This window comes from Pseudomonas sp. NPDC089392 (genome assembly GCF_044749595.1).
Taxonomy (GTDB): Bacteria; Pseudomonadota; Gammaproteobacteria; order Pseudomonadales; family Pseudomonadaceae; genus Aquipseudomonas.
Window position 1 is genome coordinate 1 of the sequence record NZ_JBIVIF010000028.1, and the last position, 25,947, is coordinate 25,947.

The window sequence follows — 25,947 nt, forward strand, 5'->3', positions numbered from 1 at the left end:
CGCGCGGCGCTTCGCGGCACAAGGCCGCTCCCACATCTGTTTCGGGCCAGTTACTCCTGCCACCTGCGCACTCGCACCCTGGGTGCATGGCTGGATATTGATGAAGAGCAGCGGCGCCCCCTTCAATATCGAAGGGAACAAACAAGGCGGACAGAGGTGACTTAACAGGATGGACTGGCCCGAAACAGACAGTGGGAGCGGCCTTGTGCCGCGAAGCGCCGCGCGGGCGGCGCTCGATCCAACAGGCAACCAAAATCCCAAGGCAAGCACCTGTCAGCCGTTACCGCTTAACTGACTGGCATTAGGGCTTGTCCCGCGAAGCAGGCGACGCGGTGCATGGCACCGGCTGCGCCGGTGTTCGCGGGTAAACCCGCTCCTACAGGGATCCCGGGCACATGCCGCTCCCACAAAAAAGCACGGCTTCGTATGCAGGTCAGCTGAAAAGCCTGGCCAGGCAGCCGAGCTTTTTCTTGTACGAGCGCCGCGCCTCCAGCGCCTGCTCCAGGCTCACCGCCAGGAACCGCGCCTGCTGGTTAGGCTGCATCTGGCCAATCAAATCCAGGTCGGCACTGATCACCGTGCCGATCATGGCGTACCCGCCACCCGACACTGCATCGCGGTGCAGGATGATCGGCTCCAGCCCCGCTGGCACCTGGATCGAGCCGATCGGATAGCAGCTGTCAACGATGTTCGACGGATCCGACCCGGCACCGAATGGCTGCTCGCGCGGCTGGAAACTCAAGGCGCTGCCACCTTTGTAGCGGTAACCGATACGGTCCGCTTCGGAGCCGACTGTCCACGCCTCGGTGAAAAAGCTTTGCGCCGCAGCTTCGGTCAGGCGGTGGAAGTACAGCCCCGGCACCACCCGCAACACCACCTCGCCGCCCAGGGCCTGGCGCAGGGCCATGGGCAGGCTTGCACCGGCGCGGGTCTTGCCGCTGGGCACACCGACCGGTAGCAGGTCCCCGGCCATCAGCTTGCGCCCATGGAAGCCACCCAACGCCCCCAGCGCATAAGTGGAACGGCTGTCGAGCACTTCGGGCACATCGATGCCGCCAGCCACCGCCAGGTAGGCACGCGCACCTGCCGTGGGAAAACCGAAGCGCAGTACCTGCCCGGCGCGCACGGCAAAGGCCGTGTCGGGGCGCTGTTCACGGCCATCGAGCAACGCTGGCATCTGTGCGCCACATATCGCCACCAATGTATCTTGCAGGAACTCCAGCTCCGGCCCCACCAGCGCACACTCCAGGCCTGCGGCGCCCGCCGGGTTGCCCACCAGGTGGTTGGCCGCGCTCAGCGCATACTGGTCGAGTGCACCGGACGGCGGAATGCCCAGGTGGTAGTAGCCTTCGCGGCCAAGGTCCTGCACGGACGTCGCCAGGCCCGGTTTGAGTACCTTGATCATGCCAGCACCTCCTGCAGCGATTTCGGGTAGCCGACCGGTTCGGCGAGGAAGGCATCCAGTGAGAATTCCACCGGGCGAATGCGCAGGTCGAAACGGCCCTCCTCCACATCCGCCACCGCCTGGTCGTAGGTGCGCCGGTCAATCGGCTTGAACTGCACGATGTCACCTGGGCGGAAGAACACCATGTGCTCCTTCAGGTAATTCAAGGTCTGCTGCGGGTCGTAGATCGGCGCCGGGGTGACGCCGAACATCTGGTACCCCCCGGCGCCGCGCACCGAGTAGATGCAGCCGAAGCAGCCGCCATGGCCCAGGGTGAGCTTGGGCGTGTCGGTACGTGGGCGCAGGTATTTCGGCACCTGCAGTTGCCGCTCGCGCTCGACCATCTGGAACATGAACGGCAGGCCGGCAACGAAGCCGACCATGGAAACGAACCACGGCGCGCCGCTGTGCGCGGCGATGAACGCCTCGACATCGGCCAGGCCGTTGATGCGCGCGGCATACTCCAGGTCGGTGCTGGCCGGGTCCTGGTGGCGGTCGCGAAAACGCATCAAGGTTTCGTGCGTCCAGGGGTCGTTGTACAGCACCGGGATTTCGATGATCCGCGTGTGCAACGAACGCTCGGCCACCGCCTGCGCTTCGGCACCTCGCACGGCTTCGAGCAGTGCTTCGGGGGCGATGCGGTCGGGGTCGAAGCGGATCTGGAACGACGCGTTGGCCAGGCACACATCCAACACGCCATCCAGCGCCAGCCGCTCCACTGCGCGAGTAACGGCCATGCCCTTGAAAAAGGCTTCCAGCGACATGCTGTCGCTGACTTCGGCAAACAGGTGCTCGTCGGCGCCGAAGCTGTAGCGGATCGGGGTTGTAGCAAGCGATTCGGCCATGACTGTTCCTTTTCTTGGAATCTTTATAGAAAGGCAGGCGAAAACAAAATGCACGGGCTCCGGCTTGTGCGTGCCGGCTGCCTCACGAACTCAACGCGGTGTACGCACCACGATACCGGCCGCGTCCAGAGCCTTGCGCGTGGCCTCGACCAGGTCGAGCGCGCCCGGGGTGTCACTGTGCAGGCAGATGGAATCGAATTCGATGGCCAGGTCCTGCCCTTCGACTGTGCGCACCACGCCTTGCTGGCAAGCGCGCAGCACGCGTTCGGCGACCGCTTTGGGCTCGTAGCCCCGCACATTACGGGTGAACACGATCGAGCCACTCAGGTCGTACTCGCGGTCGGCGTAGAACTCGCGAACTACCGGCTGGCCCAGTTGCTGGGCAATGCGGCAGATCACCGAGCCCGGCATGCAGTACAGCAGCAGCTCAGGCTCGATCACCCGCAGGTTTTCCACCAGCAGGCGGGCGGCTTGTTCGTCACGCGCCAGGTGCATGTACAACGCCCCGTGCGGTTTGATGTGCTGCAAGCGCACGCCTTGGGCACGGGCAATTTCGCGCAGCGCACCCAACTGGTAGAGCATGTCGTCGACCAGTTCCTGGGCCGGGGCGTTGATGTGCCGGCGGCCGAAACCGACCAGGTCACGGAAGCCCGGGTGCGCACCCACCGCAACGCCCAGGGCCTTGGCCCGCTCGACGGTGCGGCGCATGGTGCCGGGGTCGCCGGCATGGAAGCCCGTGGCAATGTTAGCGCTGCTGATGAAAGCCATCAGCTCGTTGTCGACGCCATCACCAATGGTCCACGGGCCAAAGCCCTCACCCATGTCCGAATTGAAATCCACTGCTTGCATGGCTACATCTCCTGGCGCTTGTGGCTGCATGCAAGCCACGTTAGATTCTCCGCACCCCCTTGGGAAGATCTATAAACAGATAGGGTACCTTCTGAAAATCAGATACCCATGGAGCCTACCGTGTCATTGACCCTGCGCCAGGTCCGTTACTTCGTCGCCACCGCCGAAATCGGCCAGATTTCCCAGGCGGCGATCCACCTGAACATCTCCCAGTCGGCGGTGACCACGGCCATCAAGGAGCTGGAGGCCATGCTCGGCGTGCTGCTGTTCCAGCGCTCGGCCCAGGGCATGAGCCTGACCGAGGCCGGCCGGCACTTTCTGAACCGCGCCTATGTGATCCTGCGCAGCGTCGACGATGCGCTGAACAGCCCGCTACCGGACGTACGCGCCAGCGGCCTGCTGCGCTTGGCGGCAAGCTATACGGTGATCGGCTACTTCCTGCCGCATCACCTGCAGCGGCTGGAGCACTGGCACCCGGACGTGACCCTGGAGTTGTACGAACAGGAGCGCAGCGCCATCGAGCAGGGCCTGCTGGAGGGGCGCTTCGACATGGCGGTAGTGCTCACCGCCAACCTCACCCATGCGGACATCGTCTCGGAAACGCTGTTCAACTCCGAGCGCCGGCTGTGGCTGCCCGGCCACCATCCGCTGTGCGAGCGCTCGTCGGTGAGCCTGGCCGACGTGGCCTGCGAGCCTTTTATCCTGCTGACCGTGGACGAGGCCGAGCAAAGCGCCATGCGCTACTGGGAACAGGCCGGGCAATGGCCGAGCGTGCGGGTGCGCACCAGTTCGGTGGAGGCCGTGCGCAGCATGGTCGCCAATGGCAGCGGCGTGGCGATCCTCTCGGACCTGGTGCACCGGCCCTGGTCGCTGGAGGGCAAGCGCATCGAGACGGTGACCATCAGCGACCCGGTGACACCCATGAGCGTGGGCTTGGCCTGGCACCGGGAGCGGGCGTTCAGCCCGGCGATGCAGGCTGTGCGCAATTACTTCCATGATGCGTTTCTGGCACCGCAGCAGTTGTCGGCGCGGCGCTGACCTGTTTTTTGCAGGCCCGGCCTCTTCGCGGGTGAACCCGCTCCTACAAGCCGGTGATATCCCTGTAGGAGCGGGTTCACCCGCGAAAGGGCCGGCACTGCCTCAGCTATTCATGCAGGTAGCGCAGTTTCAGCCATCACCACAACCTGACGGTGTAAAGAGCAAGCGGTGGTGAAGTACCTGCCGGCCTTGCAGCGGTTTGCCGGGAGGATTGACCAGCTGTTGGGGGTGGAAAGCTGATGCAAGTCTGGCCACTTTGTGGGAGCGGGTTTACCCGCGAACACCGGCATAGCCGGTGCCATGCACCGCGCTGGATTCTTCGCGGGTGAACCCGCTCCCACAGAGTACGCGCAGCGCCTGCCAACAAGGCTCGGGGGCTGCGCAAATCCTGTGGGAGCGATCACGCGGCTATCAAGGCAACTCGAACAACCCCGCGGCCCCCATCCCGCCACCAATACACATCGCTACCACCACGTAGCGCACGCCACGCCGGCGCCCTTCGAGCAACGCATGCCCCACCATCCGCGCACCCGACATGCCGAACGGGTGACCGATCGAGATCGCCCCGCCGTTCACGTTCAACCGCTCGGGCGGAATTTCCAGCGCATCCCGGCAATGCAGCACCTGGCAGGCAAACGCCTCGTTGATCTCCCACAAGCCGATATCCGCCACACCCAGGCCAAAGCGCTTGAGCAGCTTGGGCACCGCCAGCACCGGCCCGATACCCATCTCCTGCGGCGCACATCCGGCCAAGGCGATACCCCGGTAGATACCCAGCGGCGCCAGGCCGCGCCGACGCGCTTCGCCACGGCTCATCAACAGGCTGGCCGAGGCACCATCGGAAAACTGCGAGGCATTGCCCGCCGTGACGAACTCCCCCTGGCTCACCCACTTGCCGTCCTTCCATACCGGCTTCAACGCCGCCAGGTCCTCCAGCCGGGTATCCGGGCGGTTGCACTCGTCGCGCTCCACCCGCACCCGCTGATGCCCGGCAGGCTGGCCGTCCTGGTCGAACAGCAGCTTGTCGACCTCCAACGGCACCAGCTCCTCGTCGAACAGCCCGTCGCGCTGGGCGGCCGCCGTGCGCAACTGGCTCTGCAACGAATACTCATCCTGCGCGGCGCGGCTGATGCCGTAGCGGCGCGAGACGATCTCGGCGGTTTCCAGCATCGGGATGTAGGCATCCGGCATCACCGCCTGCACCGCCTGGGACTGCGCGCGGTAGGTGTTCTTGTGCTTGGTCTGGGTCAGCGACAGCGACTCCACGCCGCCACCAATGGCTATGTTCAGCTCGCCGCTGACAATCCCCTTGGCGGCCATGCCGATGCTGATCAGCCCAGAGGCGCACATGCGGTCCACGGCCATGCCCGGCACACTGTGCGACAGCCCGCCGGTATAGGCGCACAGGCGGCCGATGTTGTAGGCCTGGGTGCCCTGCTGCACGGCCGCGCCCATGATCACATCGTCGATGGCGTCGGCCTCCACCCCGCTACGCTCGACCACGGCGCGGACCACATGCCCGCCAAGTACCGGTGCTTCGGTGTCGTTGAACGACCCACGGAACGATTTGGCCAGCGCGGTACGTGCGGTGGCAACGATGACTGCTTCATTCAGGTCCATGACGGCTCACTCGGCTACAGGGTTGAAGGTGTAACGGCTGATGGTGTCGATCACGCAGCCGGGGCGGCTTTCGCCTTCGATTTCGACGCTGACCCGCACCACCAGCTGCACGCTGTCGGCCACCTGCTCGGCGCGCAGCACCTGGCCACGGCCGCGCACCCGCGCGCCAACGCGCACCGGTGCCGGGAAGCGCACACGGTCGCTGCCGTAGTTCACGCCCATCGCCAGGTTGCCGATGGTCAGCAGCTGCGGCAGGAACAGGTTGACCAGCGACAGGCTCAGGTAGCCGTGGGCGATGCAGGCGCCGAACGGGCCTTGCGCAGCCCGCTCAGGGTCGACATGAATCCACTGGTGGTCGCCGGTGGCTTCAGCGAACAGGTCGATGCGCTGCTGGCTGATGGTCAGCCATTCGCTGCAGCCCAGGTCGGTACCCTCGGCGGCCAGCAAGGCCTGGGCACTGTTGAACACATGGCTCATGGTGGGGCTCCTCAGGCTTGCTGTGAACTGACCGACAACACTTCACCGACCATGTACGACGCATAGTCGCTGGCCAGGAACATCATCACGTTGGCCACTTCCCAGACCTCGGCGGCGCGGCCAAAGGCCTCGCGGCTGGCCAGGCTGGCCAGCAACGCTTCGCTGGAGGCCTTCTTGAGAAAGTCGTGCAGGGCAATCGACGGCGACACCGCGTTGATGCGCACGCCATGCTCGGCCGCTTCCAGGGCGCTGCAGCGGGTCAGCGCCATCACCCCGGCCTTGGCCGCGGCGTAGTGCGCCTGCTCCTTCTGCGCCCGCCAGCCCAGCACGGAAGCGTTGTTGACAATGGCACCGGCACCGCGCCGCTGCATGTGCGGCAGCATGGCCCGGGTCATGCGGAAGGTGCCGGTCAGGGTCACGTCGATTACCCGCGACCATTCCTGGTCGGTCATCTCGACCACGGCCTTCTGGCCGCCGAGCCCGGCGTTGTTGATCAGCACATCGACGCCGCCCAGCAGGCCCTCGGCGCGGTCGACCAATGCCTGCACATCGGCCTCCACGGTAACGTCGCACAACTGGCCATGAATGGCCTGCAGCCCGGTTTCGGCCTTGAGGCGCTCCACCGCCTCCTCCAGGCGGCGTGGGTGCACATCGGAAATCATCAGCGCGCGGCAGCCTTCTTCGGCACTACGCCGGGCTGCCGAGTAACCGATACCGGCACCCGCAGCGGCGGTAATCAACACGGACTTGCCGGCCAGCAACTGGTGGCCAGGTACATAAGGGGGAGCTTGCTTCATGTGCGGTTTCCTATAGTCGATGTTCTGGCGCGGCCTAGCTGCCCCAGACCCGTTGTGCCGCCGGCGCCTGGGCAAGGATCTGCGCCACCACCGGGCCGATTTCCTTTACCTGCCAACGCCCGCCCTTGTCCTCGGTGGTACCCGTGCGCCAGCCATCGGCCAGCGATATCCGCCCGCCCTGGCTTTCGAACACCTGCCCGGTCACCTGGGCCGATTCGACACTGCCCAGCCACACCACCAGCGGCGCCACGTTTTCCGGCGCCCAGGCATCGAAACTGCCGTCCTCCGGCGCCTTGACCACGTCCGGCATCGCGCTTTCGGTCATCGCCGTGCGCGCGGCCGGTGCCAGGGCGTTGGCCGTGACCCCGTAGCGTGCAAGCTCTGCCGCCTGCACCAGGGTCAGCGCAGCAATCCCGCCCTTGGCTGCGGCGTAGTTGGACTGACCGATCGAGCCCTGCAGGCCGGCCCCGGAACTGGTGTTGATGATCCGCCCGGCAACCGGCGTGCCGGCCTTGGCCAGGTCGCGCCAACGGCGCCCAAGGATGTTCGCCAGGCAGTAATGGCCCTTGAGGTGCACGCGCATCACCAGGTCCCAGTCGTCTTCATCCAGGCTGATGAACATGCGGTCGCGCAGCACCCCGGCGTTGTTGACCAGCACATGCACTTCGCCGAACGCTGCAAGCGCGGCGTCGACGATGCCCTGGGCACTGGCCAGGCTGGTGATGTCGTCACTGTTGGCAATGGCCTGGCCACCATTGGCGCGGACCTCGCTGGCCACCGCCTGCGCCGCCTCGGCACGGATATCGTTGACCACCACCTGGGCGCCCTCGGCGCCGAATGCCAGCGCATAAGCGCGGCCCAATCCGCCGCCGGCACCGGTGATGATCACCGTACGGCCTTCACATATCGCCATGTCTGAATCCTTTTACCGGTAATGAAGAGCGCGCTTCACAGGCGCTCGATGATGGTTACGTTGGCCTGGCCACCGCCTTCGCACATGGTCTGCAAGCCATAGCGGCCGCCACTGCATTCCAGTTCGTTGAGCAGCGTGGTGGTCAAGCGGGCACCGGTCGCGCCCAGCGGGTGGCCGAGGGCGATGGCGCCGCCGTTGACGTTGGTCTGCGCCGGGTCGTAGTCGAGCTCCTTGCTCCAGGCCATGACCACCGATGCGAAGGCTTCGTTGATTTCCACCCGGTCGATATCGGCCATGCGCAGGCCGCTGCGTTGCAAGGCCCTGCGGGTGGCGGCAATGGGTGCGGTGAGGTGCCAGATGGGGTCGTCGCCAAGCACCGTCAGCTGGTGGATGCGCGCCCGGGGCGTCAGGTCGTAGCGTTTGAGCGCCGCTTCCGAGACCACCAGCAAGGCCGCCGAAGCGTCACAGGTCTGGCTGGAAACCGCCGCCGTGATCGACGCAAACTGCGGGTCGACCGGTTGCAGCTCGGCCATTTTCGCCAAGCTGGTCTGGCGCGGGGTTTCGTCCACGGCCAACCCCTGGTAGCTGACGATTTCGCGGGCAAAGCGCCCACTGGCAATGGCCGCCAAGGCCCGGCGATGGCTTTCCAGAGCGAACACTTCCATCTGCTCGCGGCTGATCTGCCAGTGATCGGCGATGCGTTGTGCGGCAAAGAACTGGTTGACCGGCTGCGTGCCGAAGCGCGCGCGCCAGCCCTCGCTGCCACTGAACGGGTCGGCAAAGCCGAGTGGCTGGCCAGCCAGCATCGCCGAAGAAATCGGAATGCGGGTCATGGTCTGCACGCCGCCTACGGCGACCACGTCCTGGGTGCCGCTCATTACGGCCTGGGCTGCAAAGTGCAGCGCCTGCTGCGACGACCCGCACTGGCGGTCGACCGTGGTGCCCGGTACCGAAAGCGGCAAGCCGGCGGCCAGCCAGCTGGTACGGGCAATGTCACCGGCCTGGGCGCCAATGGTATCGACGCAGCCAAAGATCACGTCGTCGTAATCCTCGGCAGGGATGGCGTTGCGTGCCACCAGGGCCTTGAGCACATGTGCGCCCAGGTCGATGGCATGCACCTCGGCCAGCGCGCCCTTGCGCTTGCCGGTGGGGCTGCGCAGCGCATCGACGATATATGCCTCTGCCATGTTCTACTCCTCGAAGGTATGCCCTGGCCCAAGCCGGGTGCCGTCGGCGAACAGGTAAGCGCCGACACGGGATTTGTGAAAACCGCGGTCACCCCAGGACGCATCCAGCGCCCAGGCCCGCTTCATGAACATCTGCAGGTCGACTTCCCAGGTGTATCCCATGGCGCCATGCACCTGGATGCCGTGGCGCGCCGCCAGCCAACTGGCCTCGCAGCAGGCCAGGCGAGCCTGCGAGACCCACACCGAGGCGTTCGCCGCGCCGCGCGCCAGGCCATGGGCGGCGCGGTACAGCACCGGCTTGGCCTGCTCGATCTGGCGCGCCACGTCGGCCAGGTGATGCTTGACCGCCTGGAAACTGCCGATCTGCCGGCCAAACTGCTTGCGCTGGGCCACGTAGTCCACCGACAGGTCGAGCATGCGCTGGGCCAGGCCGAGCAACTGCCCGGCCACCGACAGCGCGCCGCGGTCGAGCAGCTGCGCCTGCAGGCGACGGCCTTGCTCGCCAGTGGCCAGCAAAGTCTGCGCTGACGGGTTCCAGCTCACCTGGCCAAGGCGCCGCGAGGCGTCGATGCTCGGGTTGGCCAGCACATCCACTGCCGCCCGCGGCACCAGGTGCAGCTCATCGCCCGCCGGTAAAATCAGCACCTCAGCCAGCTGGGCGTCGCTGACCAGCGGGTTGATGGCGTGGCTGATCGCCAGGCGCACGCTGCCTTCGGCGATGCGCGGCAGCAGTTCGACGCGCGCCGGGTTGCCGGGGTCGAGGCCGGCCAGCAGCCCGGCGGCCACATACGCAGTGTCGGCCAGTGAATCAGGGATGCCGTAATAGCCCAGCTCCTGGGTCATCAGGGCCCAGGCCACATCGTCCATGCCCAGGCCGCCCTCGGCCTCGGGCACCGACAGCGCCGTCAGGCCCTGGGCGGCAATGCGGTTGCGCAGGTCGGGCGAGCGGCCGGCGTCGGTTTCCCAGATTTCCCGGAGCATTTCCGGGGCGGCTTCGGTCATCAGGAAACGGCTGATGGCTTCGCGAAACGACAGCTGGTCATCGGTAAAGGTGAAGTCCATGGCCTGGTCCTTACTTGGGCAGGCCGAGCATGCGCTCGGCGATGATGTTGCGCTGGATCTCGTTGGTGCCGGCATAGATCGGCCCGGCCTGGGCGAACAGGAAGCCTTCCAGCCAGTTCGCCGCCTCTACTGCCGCCGGTGCGTTGGCCAACAGTTCGCCACGCGCGCCCAGCAGGCGCATGGCGGTTTCGTGCATCTTCAGGTCGAGCTCGGACCAGATGATCTTGTTGATGCTCGACTCGGCCCCGATCTGTTCACCCCGGGACAGCCGCCCGACCGTGTGGTAGGCCGACAATGCGTAGGCCTCGGCGCCCATCCAGCAGTCGCCGACCGCCTCGCCCAGCCCTGGGTCGCGGGCGGCGCTTTCCGGGCTGGCCTTGAACAGCTCGACCAGCTTGCGCGCGGTGTACTGGAAGCGCGCGGGCGAGCGAAGCAGCAAGCCGCGCTCGAAACCGGCGGTGGCCATTGCCACGTGCCAGCCCTGCCCCTCGGCACCGATGCGGTTGGCCACCGGCACCCGCACGTCGTCGAAGAACACCTCGGCAAAGGCGTCCTTGCCGTTCAGCGCCTTGATCGGGCGAATGCTCACCCCCGGTGCATCAAGCGGCACCATCAGGAACGACAAGCCATGGTGGCGGCTGGAGCCAGGCTCGCTGCGGAACAGGCCGAACAGCCAGTCGGCGAAGATCGCCCGGGTCGACCAGGTTTTCTGGCCATTGAGCACATAGTGGTCGCCGTCGAGCAGCGCCTTGCTGGTGATCGCCGCCATGTCGGAGCCGGCGTTGGGCTCTGACCAGCCCTGCGCCCACATGTCCACGCTGGCCGCCATGCGCGGCAGGAAGCGGCGCTTCTGCTCGGCGGTGCCGAACTCCATCAGGGTCGGGCCAAGCAACAACTGGCCGTTCTGGTTGACGCGCATCGGCGCCCCGGCGCCGTAGTACTCTTCCTCGAAGATCAGCCATTCGATCAGGTCGCAGCCGCGCCCACCCAGTTCGGCAGGCCACATCACCATCGACCAGCGGCTTTCGAACAGCTTGGCCTCCCAGGCTCGGTGCTGCTCGAAGCCTTCGCGGGTGTCGTAGCTGGCCAGCGGTTGGCGCGGCAGGTTATGCGCGAGCCAGGCCCTCACCTCGGCGCGAAACGCCAGCTGTTTGGGGGTAAAGGTCAGTTGCATGGCGCTCCCTCAGAACTTGGCGTCGCGTTTTTCGACGAACGCCCGGCGGGTCTCCGCCGAGTCGGGGCTGGTGTAGGCCTGCAGGGTGAAGCCCTGCTCCCAGCGATACTTGTCTTCCAGGTTGCCGTCCTCGATGCCGTTCAAGGCTTCCTTGGCGATGCGGATCATGCCCGGGCTCTTGGCGGCGATGCGCGCGGCGATCTCCAGTGCCGTTTCACGCAGCTGTGCCTTGGGCACCACACGCTCGATAAAGCCGTAAGCCTGGGCCTGCTGGGCGCCAATGCTGTCGCCGGTGAAAAACAGGTAGCGCACCTTCTGCACCGGGAACAGCCGCTGCAGGTGCGCGCCGCCACCCATGGCGCCGCGGTCCACTTCCGGCAGGGCAAAGCGCGCGCAGTCGGCGGCCACGACAATGTCGGCAGCGCCGGTGATGCCGATGCCGCCGCCCAGCACAAAGCCATGCACGGCGACGATCACCGGCACCGGGTTGCGGTGCACAGCCTTGAAGGTTTCATAGTTGCCGGCGTTGACCTCGACGATGCGCTCGGGGTGGGCGTCCAGTTCCTTGATGTCGACGCCGGCACAGAAGCCGCGCCCTTCGGCGCGAATGACGATGACGCGCACCTCGGGGTTGGCCCCAAGGCTGTTGATTTGCGCGGCCAGGGCGCGCCATTGCTGGCTGTCGAGGGCGTTGACCGGCGGTTTGTCGATCACCAGTTCGGCAATGCCCTGGTCGATCTGGGTGGTGAAAGCCTGGTTCATGAGCGTTCTCCGCTAAGGGCAAGTCTGTCGTTGGGGGTTGCCGCAGGCTCGGCCGGGCAGCGCGCGAGCAAGGCGTCGAGGCACTGGTTGGCTTCGGCGACGATGCCTTCGATGACCTCGCGGCAGCTGAGCAGCTCGCTGATCGCCGCCGCCACCTGGCCGCTGGGCAGGATGCCGGCGTCGGGCTGGCCATCGACCATCGAGCGCTGCAACAGCACCGGCTGGTTGGCGGCCATGACCACTTGCGACAAGGCCGCCGGGTCTTCGCGCAGGGCACGCAGGAACACCGCGCCCATGTGCGCCAGGCTCATGCCGGTGTGCTGCTTCCATTGCCAGGCGCTGGCCAGGGCGATGCGCAGGCGGCCGAACGGCCCGGCCTGTTCAAGGCGATTGATGAAACGGTTTTCGATCATGCGGTGGCGCATGCCGTCCACCGCCGTGGTTACCCGTACCTGCTGCGGGTCGTCGACCTTGAGGTAGCGCGCCAGGGTGGTGGCCGGGGTCGGCGATTCGCGGGTCATCAGGAACCGCGTGCCCATGGCGATGCCGCTGGCACCGGCCGCCAGCACCGCGGCCAGGCCGCGCCCGGTGGAGTGGCCACCGGCGGCAATCACCGGTACGCGCACTGCCGCCAGTACCTGCGGCAACAGGATCGAGCCCGGCACGCCGCCGGTATGGCCGCCGCCCTCGCCCGCCTGCAAGGTAATCAGGTCGGCGCCCAGTTCCTGGGCCTTGAGCGCATGCTTGAGGGCGCCGACGGTAGGAATGCACAACACCCCGGCGGCCTTGAAGCGGGCGATGGTCTGTGCATCCGGCCCGCGCCCATAACTGACCGCACGCAGGCGATAACGGATGGCCAGGTCGACGCACTGCGCCGCGTTGTCCTGGAACATGTGGAAGTTGAGGCCGAAGTTGCTGCCACCGGTGGCCTCGATCACCTTGCGGATCTCGCCCTCCAGGGCATCGGCAGCAATCGTCGCCCCGGCCAGGAAGCCGAACCCGCCAGCCTGGGTGGTCGCGGTCACCAGGTTGGCATCGGACACCCAGCCCATGGCCGTTTGCACCACCGGGTAGCGGCAGCCCAGCGCCTCGGTCAGTGGCGTGTTCATCCAGCGGCTCACCGCTCGCCCCCTTCGCCCTGCAGCGCCTGCTTGTTGGCCTGGGCCATGCCCTTGGCGTCGAAGCCGCCGAGCTTGTCGCCCGACAGCAGCTCGTTATGGGCATGGGCGAAGTGGTGCCAGGCGAATGCCGCATCCATGGCCGTGCGCTTGCCCTGCAGGTCCTCGACGTGGTTGATCGCCTGCTTGGTCAGGGCCAGGCCCATGCGCGGCTGCCGGGCGATGCTGGCCGCCAGCGCATAGGTCACCGCCTGCAATTGCTCACGCGGCACCACGCGGTTGACCATGCCCATCTGGTAGGCACGCTCGGCACTCATGCGCTCGCCACAGAACAGGAATTCCTTGGCGATGCGTGGGTTCAGCTCATAGGGGTGGGCGAAGTACTCCACCCCCGGGATGCCCATGCGCACCACCGGGTCCTGGAAGAACGCATCGTCGCTGGCGACGATCAGGTCGCATACCCACGCCAGCATCAGCCCACCCGCCACGCAGGCGCCATGGACCATGGCGATGGTCGGCTTGGGCAGTTCGCGCCAGCGCCGGCACATACCCAGGTACACCTCCTGCTCGCGGGCATACAGTTGCTCGCCACCGGGCTTGTTGGTGTGGTCCCACCACAGGTGCGCGCGGTCGAAGGGCTTGTTGATGTCGCGCCCTGGGGTGCCGATATCGTGGCCGGCGGAAAAATGCCGGCCCTCGCCACGCAGCACGATGACCTTGACGCTGTCGTCGTCCACCGCCTGGCGCAAGGCTGCGTCCAGGGCGTAGGTCATCTGCGAGTTCTGCGCGTTGTTGAACGCCGGGCGGTTCAGGGTCAGCGTGGCGATCCCCTCGGCCACGGCATAAAGCACCGGGCTTTGCGTTTCGTAAACGGCCGAGTCTTCGCGGCTGACGAATTGGCTGTCGCTGCTGTGCATGCTGGTGTCCTCAGGCGGCGCGAATGCCGGGCGGGTTGCCCTTGATCGCGCTGGCGCGCAAGCCATGGGGGTCGAGACGCTGGATCAGCGCCAACTGCTCGGCGCTGGGGTGCGCGGTCTCGCGCAGTTGCGCCGACTTGAGCAACGGGAAGCCGGTCTTGTCCTGCACTTCGTCGAAGCTCACGCCCGGGTGCAGGGTGCGCACCTGCACGGCGCGCTCAGGCCCGTCGAAATCCAGGGTGCACAGGTCGGTGATGACCTGGCGGATGTCCATCAAGTCGCGGCGCGCGCCTTGCGGCCAGCGCTCGGCCTTGAAGCCGACGCCCGAGACCATGTCCACTTCGCCGCTGACGAACACGCGGGTGTTGTGGTTGGGCACGAAGAACGAGTTGATATGGTTGATGCTGTTGCCGGGCAGGCCGCGCACGCCGAGCATGGCGGTGCGCGGCTTGTGGTAGTCGCCGACGCAGGACAGGTTGGTCTGGCCCCAGCGGTCGACCTGGGTCGGCCCGATCATGGCGTGGCGGCGGCCGCCCCAGACGCACTCGAACACCCGCTCGAACGACAGGTAGCCGCTGTAGCGAGGCGATTGCTCGCCGCGTGGGCCCAGCGGGATCGGTTCCTCGACCAGGAACGCCTCGCTGTCGGTCATCAGCAGTTCGGGGCTGTGGGTGAGTTTGGCCAGGCTCGCCCCCAGGCGCGGGATCACGCCCAGGCCCGAGGCGATGACCTCGCCGTTGCCACGCCAGGCTTCGGCAGCGGCGACGATCAGCAGTTCGGCAAGGGTGAATTCACAGGTGGCAGTCATGCTCGGACTCCTCAAAACACAGGTAAGGGCAAGGCGCCCATGCGCGCGGCGCCGCCGTTGTGCGCTTGATAAGCTTGCTCGCCGCCGGCCACGCAGGCCTCGACGTAGCGCTGCCAACCGCCCTCTTCCTGGGCGCTGGCGACATAGCCCTTGAGGTGCTCCAGGTCCCAGCCGTAGTCCGACGGGCACGACGTCGGGTGGGCACCGAGCGGGGCATGCACCACGCCTGTCACCAGGTAACGCTCGAAGGTGTTGAAGCGGGCCTGCTCGGCATCCAGTTGCAGGCGCTGTTCCAGGCGCTCGCAGGAGACGAAGCACTGCTTGGCCGCGCGGGCGAACAGGTGGTCGAAATACGGGTCGGGGCCGGTGACCAGGCAGTTGCCCAGGCGGTCGGCGACGTTCACATGCAGGAACGCCACATCCAGCTCCAGCGCCGGCATGGCCAGCAGCACCTCGCCGTCGTCATAGGGCGAACGGACGGTCTTCAGCGACGGGTTCAACCGCGTCACATCGGTGGCCAGGCCACAGCGGGTAGGCAGGAACGGCAGGCGCATGCCCGCGGCGCGCAGGCCCCACTGGAACATGCCTTCGTCGAGTTCCATCAGCTCCAGCTCGCCGGCCTCGCGGGCCTTGCGGTAATACGGTTCAAGCGGGATGGCATCGAGGGTGACGAAGCCGAACACCAGCTTGCGCACCTTGCCGGCGGCGCACAGCATGCCCACTTCCGGGCCGCCGTAGGCGACCACGGTCAGGTCCTTGACCGGCGAGCGGAGGATTTCCCGGACGATGGCCATCGGCTTGCGCCGCGGCCCCCAGCCGCCGAAGCCGATGGTCATGCCATCGCGCAACTGGGCGACGGCATCGGCACTGGTCATTTGCTTGTTCATGCTCAACTGCTCCTTACTGGCGGCCGACCGAGAAGTCGTGGCCCCAGATGCTGACGCGGGTGAACTCGAAGGCCGAGTGTTCGGCCCAGTCGACCTGCAACCCGCCATAGCCGTACTCCAGGTCGAAGCCGGACGGTGTCTTCATGTAGAAACTGGTCATGCCGTCGTTCAGGTGCTGGCCGAGGGTGGCCGACAGCTGCCCGCCTTGGGCCTGCAGGCGGTCATGGGCACGGCCGACTTCGGTCATCGAGTCCACCTCGACCATCACGTGCACACAGCCGGACGGCACCGGGTACTCGGCCAGTGCCAGGCTGTGGTGGCGGGCATTGGCGCAGTGCAGGAAGTGGATACGCACCGGCGGCGCCGCAGGGTCCGGGCGGAAATTGAAGATGTCCGACAGGCCGAAGCCGAGCACGTCCTTGGCGAACGCCAGGGTGGCGTCGAAGTTGGGTGCGGGCAGCACGGTGTGGCCAAGGCCCATGTCGCCGGTAATGAAACGCGGCACCCCCTGCGGCGACACGAACGGCAGGCAGTCGGAGCGGTGGCCCCAGCTCAGCTCATGCGCGTTGCCGGACGGGTCGGTCAGCGTCACCAGCGCCTGCACGCCGCGCTGCTCGATGGCTTCGGCGCTGCCGGCCTGCCAGGCCACGCCGCAGCGGTCCAGGTGTTGCAGGGCCTGGTTGAATGCCTGCTCATTGGCCAGCTCCCAACCACTGGCCAGGTAGCGCGGCGAGTCGCCCTCGACCACCAGCATGCGGTAGGGCCGCTCGTCCATCTTCACGTACAGGCCGCCGCCGGGTGCCGCCTGTACCTGCATGCCGAGCACATCCTCGGCGTAGCGTTGCCACTGGCCGAGGTTCTCGATCTGCGAGACGAAATAGCTCAAACCACGTATGTCGATCATGCCCATGTTCCTCCTGGCTCAAGGGGTTGCCTTGGGGAACATTGTGCAAAGCGCCACGCCTGCGCTCATCGTCCGTTGAGACTAAGCGCAAGGCGTGGCGCGGCGGGCTGCGCGCCTAGTCCGTTTCAATGATTCGCGGTGAGTGGCCCGGCCCTAGATTCGGGTTGTTGTTTATCTGAATCCTGGGGCTGCGCTGCAGCCCTTCGCGGGCATGCCCGCTCCCACAGGCTCGCTGCTACCCCTGTAGGTGCGGGCTTGCCCGCGAAGGGCGGCAACGCTGCCCCACCAACCTAGAGATGCCCACTATGGAGTTCGCTTTCACCGAGGAACAGTTGATGATTCGCGACAGTGCCGAGCGTTTTCTCGCCCAGGCCAGCGACTCGCATGCAGTACGCACGGGCATGAGCCGTGACGACGGCTACGACCCCGAGCTGTACCGGCAGATCGGCCAGGCGCTTTACTGGCCCGCACTGATGGTGCCCGAAGCCTACGGCGGAATGGGCCTTGGCTTTGTCGAGCTGGCCGTGTTGCTGGAGCAATGCGGGCGCTTTCTGCTCGGCTCGCCGCTGTTCGCCACCAGTTGCCTGGCTACCCCGGCCCTGCTGCTGGCCGACAACCCGGTACTGCAAGCCGACTGGTTGCCGGCCATCGCCGCAGGCCAGCTGCACGCTACCCTGGCCTGCCCACTGCAGGCCGGGCAGTTGCAGGTCGAACTGCGGCCCGATGGCGATGGCTACCGCCTTGATGGCTGCCACGCCCAGGTCATCGACGGCGCCCAGGCTGACCTGCTGCTGATCGCCGTGCGCCGCCCAGGCAGCGTTGGCGAACACGGCGTCAGCCTGTTCGCCGTGCCGGCCAACACACCAGGCGTAGTACGTACTACATTACCCACCCTTGACCAGACCCGGCGCCTGGCGCGTATCGAGCTGCGCCAGGTCGAGGTCAGCGAAGCACAGCGCCTGGGCGCCATTGATCGGGCCTGGCCACTGCTGCAGGCCACCCAGCGTATCGCAGCCATTGGCCTGGCCGCCGAACAGCTCGGCGGTGCCCAGCAGGCACTGGACCTGACCCTGGCCTACACAGCCGAACGCCACCAGTTCGGCCGCCCGGTGGCCAGCTTCCAGGCCATCAAGCACCGCTGCGCCGACATGATGCTGCAAGTCGAATGCGCCCGCTCGGCCGTGTGGTACGCCGCCTGCGTGGCCCGCGAGTACCTGGCCGAAGACGGCGACCCGGCCGTGCGCAGCGAATTGCTGGCCGCGGCGGCCACGGCCAAGGCGCATGCCAGCGAAGCGTTCTTCCACTGCGCGGCCGAGTCGATCCAGCTGCACGGGGGGGTCGGCTTCACCTGGGAATACGACCCACACCTCTATTTCAAGCGCGCCAGGGCCAGTGAACAGCTGCTCGGCAACCCGGCGTGGCACCGTGAATGCCTGGCCAGCGAGTTATTGGGAGAACGACCATGAAAATCGGCTTCAGTACGGCGGACGAAGCCTTCCGCCAAGAGATTGCCCGCTGGCTGGCGACGCACCTGCAAGGCGAATTCGAGCCGCTGCGCTTTCGCGGCGGCCCTGGCGACGAGCACAGCTTCCCCGCCGAGCGCAAAGCCTGGGAGCGCGAGTTGGCAGCCGGTGGCTGGGTGGGCGTGGGCTGGCAGCCTGAAGACGGTGGCCGCGGCCTGAGCATCAGCCAGCAAGTGATCTTCCACGAGGAATACGCACGGGCCGGTGGCCCTGGGCGCATGGGCCATATCGGCGAGGGGCTGGTCGGCCCTACCCTTGCTGCTTTTGGCACGCCCGAGCAACGCCAGCGCCTGCTGCCGGGGATCCTCAAGGGCGAGGCGTTCTGGTGCCAGGGTTACTCCGAACCCGGCGCCGGCTCGGACCTGGCCAACGTGCAAACCCGCGCCCGCCTCGATGCCGACGGTGAGCGCTGGCTGATAAGCGGGCAAAAGGTCTGGACCTCGTTGGCCCATGAGGCCGACTGGTGTTTCGTGCTGGCGCGCACCGAGTCTGGCAGCGTCGGCCACCAGGGTTTGTCGTTCCTGCTGGTGCCGATGGCCCAGGCGAACATCCGCGTTCAGCCGATCCAGCAGCTGACCGGTACCAGCGAGTTCAACGAGGTGTTCTTCGACCAGGCCGAGACTTCGGCAAACAACCTGGTCGGCCAGCCCGGCGAAGGCTGGAAGATCGCCATGGCCTTGCTGGGTTTCGAGCGCGGCGTGTCGACGCTGGGCCAGCAGATGCAGTTTCACAACGAGCTGGAAGAAGTGCTGCGCATAGCCCGTGCCAACGGCGCTGCCCACGACCCGCTGCTACGCCAGCGCCTGGCCCAGGCCTGGTCGGGGCTCAAGGTACTGCGCTACAACTCCCTGCGCATGCTGTCCGGGCCGCAGGATGGCAGCCTCGCGCGTGAAGCGATGATCTACAAGCTGGCCTGGTCGAACTGGCATATCGAGCTGGGCAAGCTGGCCATGGATGTGCTGGGGGATGCGGCCGAAGTGCTGGAGAGCGCGCCGTATGGGTTGAGCCGGTTGCAGTCGCTGTTCCTGTTTACCCGGGCCGACACGATTTATGGCGGCAGTAACGAGATCCAGCGCAATGTGATTGCCGAACGGGCGCTGGGCATGCCGCGGGAGGTGAAGGGGCGCTGAGCCCCTTTTTGAATCATGGGATCAACTATCTTGCCCAATGTCTGATTACTGGCGCGATCCTTGTGGGAGCGGGTTCACCCGCGAAGCAGGCAACACGGTGTATGGCACCGGCGTAGCCGGTGTTCGCGGGTGAACCCGCTACCACAAGGATCGCGCCAGCCCTTGGAAATTGCGCAAGGCAGGGGCACCTGCCTTGGCAGCAGTAGCTAGCGAACGCGAATCTTCGGGTCTCCTGCCCCACGCCGCATCGCTTGCAGAAAACCCTCCAGCGGCGCCGGCTCGGCAATCTGCGGCAAGGCATCTTTGTCCGGCCGCTGGGCCCAGAACGCATCCCACGACGGGAACAGCTCGTGGAAGCTCCCGGCATAAGGCTCACGCCCTGGCCAGCGCATCTTCAGGCCACCGATCGGTGGCTTGTTCAGGTCGGTGGCGTACCAGTAGCACGGCAGGCGGCGGCGGAAACACCAGCGCCCGTCAATACGCTCGTAGTCATCCCAGTACAGCATCTGCATGATCACCCACTCCGGCCCGGTCTCATGCTCGTTCTTCGAGTACACCACGCCCGTGGCATGGTCGGCATCGCTGAACTCGATGATGTGCTGGCCCAGGTGGTGCGAGGTGCCATGGAACTGCTTGCGCATGGTCTCGTCCAGCCAGGCCTTGAGGTGGGCGCGGCCATACTTGTCGCGGCCGACCCGCACATCTGCGGCGAAGCAGTTGGCCATGGCGTCCATGTCGCGCATGTCCAGGGCCAACGCGTACTTGCCGGCCAGTTGGCGAATCGCGTCCAGCGACTCCAGGCGGTCGATGCGCTGCAGCAGCGTGGTGCTGCTCTCCATGGCCGTCACTCCAGCACCGTGTACAGGTCCGAACCGCGCCCGCCGTCCACGGCCAGGCTTGCCCCGGTCACGTACGACGCCTCGTCGCTGGCCAGGAACAGGATGGCGTTGGCCAGCTCCTGCGGCAGGCCGACCCGGCGCATGGGGATGACCTTCTCGGTATTGGCCCGGGCCTTGGCGTCGCTCAGCATGCCCGCTGTCGCCGGCGTGTCGACCACGCCGGGAATGATCACGTTGCAACGGATATTGTCCGCCGCGCCTTCGCTGGCCGCCGCGCGGCTGAAGTTGATCACCGCAGCCTTGGCGGCGGAATAACCGGCCATCCAGGAGGTACCGAACAGCCCGCAGATGGAAGCGATGTTGACGATCGAGCCGCCCTTGCCCCTCATCAGTTGCATCGCCGTGCGCGTGCCCCAGAAGGTGCCGTCCACGGTGGTGGCGAAGTTGGCGTGCCAGTCGGCGGTGCTCATGTTGTCGATGCCGCCCCATGTATAGGCCATGGCGTTGTTGACCAGGATGTCCAGGCCGCCATGGCGCTGGGCGGTGGCTTGCAGTGCCGCCACGTAGGCCTGTTCGTCACTGACGTCGGCCACCGCCACTTCGGCGCAGCCACCACGGGCCAGGATCTGCTCACGTACCCCTTCCAGCGGCTCGCGGCGCCGCCCACACAGCACCACCAGGGCGCCCTCTTCGGCGAAGCGCAATGCGGTCGCCTCGCCAATGCCCGAGCCGGCCCCGGTGACGAAGGCGATCTTGCCTTTCAGACGTTTGCTCATCGGTTGATCTCCTGTCAGATAAAGGCCATGCCGCCGTTGACGGCGATGTTCTGCCCGGTGATGAAGCTGGCGTCATCGCTGGCCAGGAACACCGCCACCCGCGCGATCTCGTCGGTTTCGCACATGCGCCCCAGGGGCACGTTCTTCAGCAGCGCCTGCATGTGCTCATCGGGGATGCCGGCCATCATCGGCGTGTTGGTCGGGCCCGGCACCAGGGTGTTGACGCGGATGCCCTGGGCCGCCAGTTCACGGGCGATCGAGCGGGTCAGGCCCATCACTGCGGCCTTCGAGGCGCAGTAGTGGCTTGGCCCTTCGCCGGTCAGCGCGGCGGTGCTCGACAGGTTGATCAGCACGCCCTGGCGCTTGCCCTTGAGCATCAAGCGGGCGCCTTCGCGGCAGCACAGGAAAGTGCCACTCAGGTTGACCCCGATAACCCGTGCCCAACTGTCGTCCGGTGTGTCGAGGAAGGCATCGAGGGCGCCGACGCCTGCGTTGTTGACGACGATGTCCAGGCCGCCGAAATGCGCTTCGACCTGACCCATGGCATCGGCCACCGACGCGCCATCGGCGACGTTGCAGCCCAGCGCCAGCACCTGCTCGCCGAGGTCGGCCAGGCTGGCGGCAAGCGCGGCCTGGTTGAGGTCGACAGCTACCACCTTCGCCCCTTCGGCGACGAAGCGGCGCACGATGGCCTGGCCCATGCCCTGCCCGGCGCCGGTGACGAAGGCCACTTTGTTCTGCAGTTTCATAGCGTTCTCCTTGGTTGAAGCCCGTTGGTCTTCCACCATCATTGGCCGCCGGCCCGTGCCGAACATCGTCCGATAGGACTAGCGCTGCGCGCGCGTCGTGGTCCGGATGGACGATGCCGGCCGGGCCCAGGCGGCACAGGATCGGGGGACGCATTCCGGGCCGGCCTGGCCTTCCCCTTCAGGCGGCAAGATGGCCTGCCCGGCGTGCCCTCACCCCACCAAGAACTGGAGAACCGGCATGAACCAACCCGTCGATTTGCCCTTGCCCACCGGCCACTACGCCACCTTGCCCAACGGCCTGCGCCTGCACTACCTGGACGAAGGCCAGGGCCCGGTGGTGCTCTGGCTGCACGGCAGCGGCCCGGGCGCCAGCGGTTTCAGCAACTTCAAGGGCAACTACCCAGCGCTGGTCGCGGCCGGCTACCGCAACATCCTGCTCGACCTGCCCGGGTTCGGCCGTTCGGACAAGCCCGAAGACGTGCGCTACGAGCTGGGGTTCTTTGTCGATTGCGTGGCGGCATTGCTCGAGCAACTCGGCATCAGCCGCTGCACCCTGCTCGGCAACTCGCTGGGCGGTGCCATTGCCCTGGGCCTGGCGCTGCGCCTGCCGCAATTGGCGGAACGCTTGATCCTGCTGGCTCCGGGGGGCGTGGAGGAGCGGGAAACCTACTTCCAGATGCCCGGCATCCTGCGCATGGTCGGGCTGTTCAATGCCGGCCCCATCGGCCTTGAGGAAATGCGCAGCATGATGCGCCTGCAGCTGTTCGATGACTCGATCCTGCCCGAAGAACTGCTGCTGGAGCGGGTGGCGGTGGCGGTGACGCAACCGAAGAACCTGTTCAGCACCATGCTGGTGCCGAACATGCGCACGCGCCTGGGTGAGATCGAATGCCCGATCCTCGGGTTCTGGGGCAGCAACGACAACTTCAACCCGGTCAGTGGCGCCCAGCACATCATCGATGGCGCACGCCAGGCACGGTTCATTGTGCTGAACCGTTGCGGGCACTGGGTGCAGGTGGAGCATCGCGAGCTGTTCAACCGTAGCTGCCTGGAGTTCCTGCAGCACGGGTGATACGGTCCTGTGGGAGCGGGTTTACCCGCGAATGCGCCATTGGCTAAAACGACGCATTCGCGGGTAAACCCGCTCCCACAGTCTGTCGCCTTACCCTCCGGCGCGCTGGCTGTTGAGCTGGGCATCACCCGGTTGGCCGAGCACACAGGATGTGCCACCCGGGGTATACATCATCGCCACACAGCGGTTGCACGCGGTGCAGATCGAGTTGCGGCTGGCGCCACTGGCCAGTTTGTTCACGTAGTCAGGCTCGGCGATCAACACCCGTCCCATGGCCACCAGGTCAAAGCCCTCGGCCATGACCTGCTCGATACTCGCCAGGCTCTTGGCACCGCCCAGGTACGCCAGCGGCATTTTCACTGCCGCCCGCACCTTGCGCGCATGTTCCAGCAGGTACAACTCGCGAAACTCCACCACCGGGTCCATGCGCCGCTGCAGCGCCATGGCCAGGGCAATCACCGGGTTCTTCTGCTGCACGCGGTTTTCCTTGGGGAACGACGAGCCGAACATGGTGGTGATCGACTCGGCGTTCATCCCGGCGCTGAGCACCAGCAAGTGCGCGCCCTCCTGCTCCAGCATGCGCGCGATCTGCGCGCCGTCCTCGGCGCTGTTACCCGCACGCACGCCTTCGGTGATGCTGTACTTGCACACCACCGCCAGCTCCTGGCCAACCGCGTCCAGCACCGCGCGCAGCACCCGGCGCGGGAAGCGCAGGCGGTTCTCCAGGCTGCCGCCGTACTGGTCGCGGCGCTTGTTGTACAGCGGTGAGATGAACTGGCTGAGCAGGTAACCATGGCCCATGTGGATTTCCACCGCATCGAAACCGGCCTCGCGGGCCAGGCGCGCGCCCTGGGCGAAGTCGCGCACCACTTGCTGCATGTCGGCTTCGTTCATGGCCTGCTTGAGGAACATGCCACTCATCATGCCGATCTTGTTGAAGCCGCCACTGGCCGACAGCGGCCTGGGGGTGGAACGCTCGCGAATGAAGGTAAAACAACCGCCGTGGGTGATCTGCGCACTGGCCAGCCCACCTTCGCGGTGCACCGCGTCGGTCAGCGCCTTGAAGTGCGGCAGGCTTTCACGCTCCAGGATCAGCTGGTTGGGCAGCGTGCGGCCGTCGCGGCTGACCGCGCAATAGGCCACCGTGGTCAGCGCCACACCGCCGCTGGCAAGGCCGGCGTGCAACTTGGCCAGTTGCCGGGACGGCACGCCCTGGGCGCTCATGCCCTCGTTGGTGGCGGCCTTGATGAAGCGGTTTTTCAGGGTCAGCGGGCCGACAGTGACCGGGCTGAACGGCGATCGGTTAAGGGGCTGGTTCATGGCAGGCCTTGTCCTCGGTGCAATAGGGCTCAGAAGGTGTACTTGGCGTTGAACGACAGGTAGTCGCGGTCCGCCAGCAGGCGGCCCTGGGCGACGTCCGGCGAGCTCAGGTAGGCGACGTAGGTGAGGCCGACCTGGAAGTTGCCCAGGTACTTGAAATCGCCACCCACGGTCAGGCGCTTCTCGTTGCGGCCCAGGCCCTGGTAGGCGCTGCCGTCGACGTTCTGCTGCCAGACCACCCGGGTGGTCAGGTCCAGGCCGTCAGCGATGGACGGGTAGTCCATGTAGGCGCCAACGCCAAGCAGGGTCGAGCCACGGGTCTGGGTGCTGGACTGGAATTTGTCGAAACGGCCATCGACGCCGGCTCCGCCGCCGCTGATGACCAGGGTGTCGACCCCCTCGATGTACTGGTGCACCACTTCGCCCATGAAGGTGGTCTGCTGGGCCAGCCAGCTCGGGCCGAGGATGTACGAGGCGTTGAGGTTGCCCTGCCAGATCTGCCCGGTGGTCGGCGCGCCATTGTTCAGGTACACCGAGGCGCCGTTGCGGTAGCTGAGGTCGCCGGCGTACTGCACCGAATCGCCAACCTTGGAGCTGAAGCTCACCCCGGTCAGCTCGACGTCCTCGAAGTAGCCCAGGCGGTAGGCCGGCGCCGCGCCGGTGTTGGAGCGCGCACTGATGCGGGAGTTCGACGAGTACTGGGTCTGCCCGGTGAAGTCGAAGTACAGCGAGCCAACTCGCTCGTGATAGCGGTAGTGGAACAGCCCCACCTCGGTGTTCTCGGTGACCCGGTAGCGCACGCCCATGCCCCACTGGCCGCCGTCACGGGGCTTGACCTCGCCGGCATAGTTGACGCCGGTGAAGGTCTTGTCGGGCAGGCTGTCGATCACCCCGGCATTGAGCCGGAAGAACTCGGCACCGGGGCCGAAGGTGTCGCTGCCAAAGTAGTCGCCGACCGGGTTGAGCTGGGTCTTTTCCCACTCGTACTGGTAGAAGCCGACCAGCGCCAGGTCCTCGTTCAACGACCAGGAGGCCGACACCTGGCCTACCGGCAAGTAGGCGTCCTTGGCCTCGGTGCCCGGCACGTTGAACTTGGTCGCGTCCACCGGCGCCTGGCCCTGGCTGATGTTGGCCCAGAACAGGCTCTCGCCCCAGGCCACCAGGTGGCGGCCGGCTTTCACCGACAGATATTGGGTTTCGCCCAGCTCGTAGTTGCCATACACATAGGCATCGAGCAGCCGCGCCTTGCTGCCGCTCAGGCGCCGGGTGTCCTCGACAAAAGCATCCGGCCGGCCGACCTTGTTCACCGTCTGCGGCGAGTCGTTGGCGTTGCGCTCGTGGTAGACATCGTCGTAGAAGTGGCTGCCGCGTACCACGGCGCCCACGTTGTCATGGCGCAGGCGCAGTTCACCGAACAGGCTGACTCGGTTGGTGATCAACGACCCGCGCTTGAAGTTGCGCGTGCCGTCGTCGTTGTTGATGTCGTTGAGGTACTGGTTGGCCTGTTTGGCGGTACGCATCGACGCGGTGTAGTTGACCGTGAGCGATGAGTCCAGGGTGGTGTCCTCCCCCAGCTCCAGGGTTGGCCCGGCGCTCGCGCCACCACTGGCCAGGCCGATGGCCACGGCCAGCCAGCGGCGCCGGGCCAGGCCCGTGTTCGACGTAGACATGCTGCTCTCCTTTTTTGTTATTGTTTTGTTGGTCCGTTTGCTGAAGCTTCAGGCCTGGGCCACGGC

At 66.3% G+C, this 25,947-nt stretch carries 25 protein-coding genes; 4 read left to right on the forward strand and 21 right to left on the reverse strand.

Annotation, left to right across the window (positions count from 1 at the left end; genetic code table 11):
- Positions 1 to 433: 433 nt before the first annotated feature.
- From ACIP1G_RS21400 to ACIP1G_RS21410, 3 genes are all read right to left on the reverse strand, one after another.
- Positions 434 to 1,405 carry a biotin-dependent carboxyltransferase family protein gene (locus ACIP1G_RS21400; protein ID WP_400740555.1) on the reverse strand — a complete coding sequence of 324 codons (972 nt, stop codon included), beginning with the start codon at positions 1,403 to 1,405 and terminating at the stop codon, positions 434 to 436.
- Positions 1,402 to 2,289 carry an allophanate hydrolase subunit 1 gene (locus tag ACIP1G_RS21405; protein WP_400740557.1) on the reverse strand — a complete coding sequence of 296 codons (888 nt, stop codon included), beginning with the start codon at positions 2,287 to 2,289 and terminating at the stop codon, positions 1,402 to 1,404. Before ACIP1G_RS21405 ends, ACIP1G_RS21400 begins: the two co-directional genes overlap by 4 nt.
- Positions 2,290 to 2,379: 90 nt before the next feature.
- Positions 2,380 to 3,138 carry a 5-oxoprolinase subunit PxpA gene (locus tag ACIP1G_RS21410; protein ID WP_400740559.1) on the reverse strand — a complete coding sequence of 253 codons (759 nt, stop codon included), beginning with the start codon at positions 3,136 to 3,138 and terminating at the stop codon, positions 2,380 to 2,382.
- 120 nt (positions 3,139 to 3,258) lie between these two features.
- On the opposite strand from ACIP1G_RS21410, the gene ACIP1G_RS21415 reads away from it, so the two are divergent.
- Positions 3,259 to 4,176 carry a LysR family transcriptional regulator gene (locus ACIP1G_RS21415; protein ID WP_400740561.1) on the forward strand — a complete coding sequence of 306 codons (918 nt, stop codon included), beginning with the start codon at positions 3,259 to 3,261 and terminating at the stop codon, positions 4,174 to 4,176.
- 411 nt (positions 4,177 to 4,587) lie between these two features.
- Here the strand turns inward: ACIP1G_RS21415 and ACIP1G_RS21420 are convergent, their stop codons facing one another.
- The 13 genes from ACIP1G_RS21420 to ACIP1G_RS21480 are packed head-to-tail and all read right to left on the reverse strand — an operon-like array spanning position 4,588 to position 16,802.
- Positions 4,588 to 5,796, reverse strand: a complete 1,209-nt coding sequence (locus ACIP1G_RS21420) for an acetyl-CoA C-acyltransferase (RefSeq protein ID WP_400740562.1) — start codon at positions 5,794 to 5,796, stop codon at positions 4,588 to 4,590.
- Positions 5,797 to 5,802: 6 nt separating this feature from the next.
- Entirely contained in the window at positions 5,803 to 6,273 is a 471-nt protein-coding gene (locus ACIP1G_RS21425) for a MaoC family dehydratase (protein WP_400740564.1), read from the reverse strand.
- 11 nt (positions 6,274 to 6,284) lie between these two features.
- Positions 6,285 to 7,070: an SDR family oxidoreductase gene (locus ACIP1G_RS21430; RefSeq protein ID WP_400740566.1), complete on the reverse strand. Its 786-nt coding sequence runs from the start codon at positions 7,068 to 7,070 to the stop codon at positions 6,285 to 6,287.
- Positions 7,071 to 7,104: 34 nt separating this feature from the next.
- The gene (locus ACIP1G_RS21435) at positions 7,105 to 7,983 is read right to left on the reverse strand and encodes an SDR family oxidoreductase (protein WP_400740568.1); all 879 of its coding nucleotides are present in this window, start codon (positions 7,981 to 7,983) and stop codon (positions 7,105 to 7,107) included.
- A gap of 35 nt (positions 7,984 to 8,018) precedes the next feature.
- Entirely contained in the window at positions 8,019 to 9,170 is a 1,152-nt protein-coding gene (locus ACIP1G_RS21440; RefSeq protein ID WP_400740570.1) for an acetyl-CoA C-acetyltransferase, read from the reverse strand.
- A gap of 3 nt (positions 9,171 to 9,173) precedes the next feature.
- Positions 9,174 to 10,232, reverse strand: a complete 1,059-nt coding sequence (locus ACIP1G_RS21445; protein WP_400740571.1) for an acyl-CoA dehydrogenase family protein — start codon at positions 10,230 to 10,232, stop codon at positions 9,174 to 9,176.
- Positions 10,233 to 10,242: 10 nt separating this feature from the next.
- Positions 10,243 to 11,406 (reverse strand): acyl-CoA dehydrogenase family protein, encoded by a 1,164-nt coding sequence (locus ACIP1G_RS21450; RefSeq protein WP_400740572.1) that lies wholly within the window; start codon positions 11,404 to 11,406, stop codon positions 10,243 to 10,245.
- A gap of 9 nt (positions 11,407 to 11,415) precedes the next feature.
- Positions 11,416 to 12,168, reverse strand: coding sequence for an enoyl-CoA hydratase family protein (locus ACIP1G_RS21455; protein WP_400740574.1), 753 nt, complete (start codon positions 12,166 to 12,168; stop codon positions 11,416 to 11,418).
- Entirely contained in the window at positions 12,165 to 13,289 is a 1,125-nt protein-coding gene (locus tag ACIP1G_RS21460; protein WP_400740575.1) for an NAD(P)H-dependent flavin oxidoreductase, read from the reverse strand. The genes ACIP1G_RS21455 and ACIP1G_RS21460 overlap by 4 nt, the downstream gene beginning before the upstream one ends.
- Positions 13,286 to 14,203 carry an enoyl-CoA hydratase gene (locus ACIP1G_RS21465; RefSeq protein WP_400740577.1) on the reverse strand — a complete coding sequence of 306 codons (918 nt, stop codon included), beginning with the start codon at positions 14,201 to 14,203 and terminating at the stop codon, positions 13,286 to 13,288. Before ACIP1G_RS21465 ends, ACIP1G_RS21460 begins: the two co-directional genes overlap by 4 nt.
- Before the next feature lie 10 nt (positions 14,204 to 14,213).
- Entirely contained in the window at positions 14,214 to 15,011 is a 798-nt protein-coding gene (locus ACIP1G_RS21470; protein WP_400740579.1) for a CoA-transferase subunit beta, read from the reverse strand.
- Between the two features lie 11 nt (positions 15,012 to 15,022).
- Positions 15,023 to 15,898, reverse strand: a complete 876-nt coding sequence (locus tag ACIP1G_RS21475; protein ID WP_400740580.1) for a CoA transferase subunit A — start codon at positions 15,896 to 15,898, stop codon at positions 15,023 to 15,025.
- A 13-nt stretch (positions 15,899 to 15,911) separates the two neighbouring features.
- A complete protein-coding gene (locus ACIP1G_RS21480) occupies positions 15,912 to 16,802 on the reverse strand; it encodes a VOC family protein (protein WP_400740582.1) in 891 nt (296 codons plus the stop codon).
- A 305-nt stretch (positions 16,803 to 17,107) separates the two neighbouring features.
- Between ACIP1G_RS21480 and ACIP1G_RS21485 the strand changes: the two genes are divergently transcribed.
- Positions 17,108 to 18,268 (forward strand): acyl-CoA dehydrogenase family protein, encoded by a 1,161-nt coding sequence (locus tag ACIP1G_RS21485; protein WP_400740584.1) that lies wholly within the window; start codon positions 17,108 to 17,110, stop codon positions 18,266 to 18,268.
- Positions 18,265 to 19,455: an acyl-CoA dehydrogenase family protein gene (locus tag ACIP1G_RS21490; protein ID WP_400740585.1), complete on the forward strand. Its 1,191-nt coding sequence runs from the start codon at positions 18,265 to 18,267 to the stop codon at positions 19,453 to 19,455. Before ACIP1G_RS21485 ends, ACIP1G_RS21490 begins: the two co-directional genes overlap by 4 nt.
- A 206-nt stretch (positions 19,456 to 19,661) precedes the next feature.
- On the opposite strand, the gene ACIP1G_RS21495 is transcribed toward ACIP1G_RS21490, so the two are convergent.
- Genes ACIP1G_RS21495 through ACIP1G_RS21505 form a run of 3 tightly spaced genes read right to left on the reverse strand, consistent with a single transcriptional unit; the run spans position 19,662 to position 21,819 of the window.
- Positions 19,662 to 20,294 carry a nuclear transport factor 2 family protein gene (locus tag ACIP1G_RS21495; protein WP_400740587.1) on the reverse strand — a complete coding sequence of 211 codons (633 nt, stop codon included), beginning with the start codon at positions 20,292 to 20,294 and terminating at the stop codon, positions 19,662 to 19,664.
- Between the two features lie 5 nt (positions 20,295 to 20,299).
- Positions 20,300 to 21,070 (reverse strand): SDR family NAD(P)-dependent oxidoreductase, encoded by a 771-nt coding sequence (locus ACIP1G_RS21500; protein WP_400740589.1) that lies wholly within the window; start codon positions 21,068 to 21,070, stop codon positions 20,300 to 20,302.
- Positions 21,071 to 21,084: 14 nt separating this feature from the next.
- Positions 21,085 to 21,819, reverse strand: a complete 735-nt coding sequence (locus ACIP1G_RS21505; RefSeq protein ID WP_400740590.1) for an SDR family NAD(P)-dependent oxidoreductase — start codon at positions 21,817 to 21,819, stop codon at positions 21,085 to 21,087.
- A 238-nt stretch (positions 21,820 to 22,057) separates the two neighbouring features.
- Here ACIP1G_RS21505 and ACIP1G_RS21510 point away from each other — a divergent pair, with 238 nt between their 5' ends.
- Positions 22,058 to 22,891 carry an alpha/beta fold hydrolase gene (locus ACIP1G_RS21510; protein WP_400740592.1) on the forward strand — a complete coding sequence of 278 codons (834 nt, stop codon included), beginning with the start codon at positions 22,058 to 22,060 and terminating at the stop codon, positions 22,889 to 22,891.
- A gap of 90 nt (positions 22,892 to 22,981) precedes the next feature.
- Here the strand turns inward: ACIP1G_RS21510 and ACIP1G_RS21515 are convergent, their stop codons facing one another.
- Together ACIP1G_RS21515 and ACIP1G_RS21520 are read right to left on the reverse strand one after the other, a co-directional pair.
- On the reverse strand, positions 22,982 to 24,211 hold the full coding sequence (locus ACIP1G_RS21515) for an NADH:flavin oxidoreductase (RefSeq protein WP_400740594.1): 1,230 nt from the start codon (positions 24,209 to 24,211) through the stop codon (positions 22,982 to 22,984).
- 29 nt (positions 24,212 to 24,240) lie between these two features.
- The gene (locus ACIP1G_RS21520; RefSeq protein WP_400740595.1) at positions 24,241 to 25,881 is read right to left on the reverse strand and encodes a DUF1302 domain-containing protein; all 1,641 of its coding nucleotides are present in this window, start codon (positions 25,879 to 25,881) and stop codon (positions 24,241 to 24,243) included.
- Positions 25,882 to 25,947 lie beyond the last annotated feature (66 nt).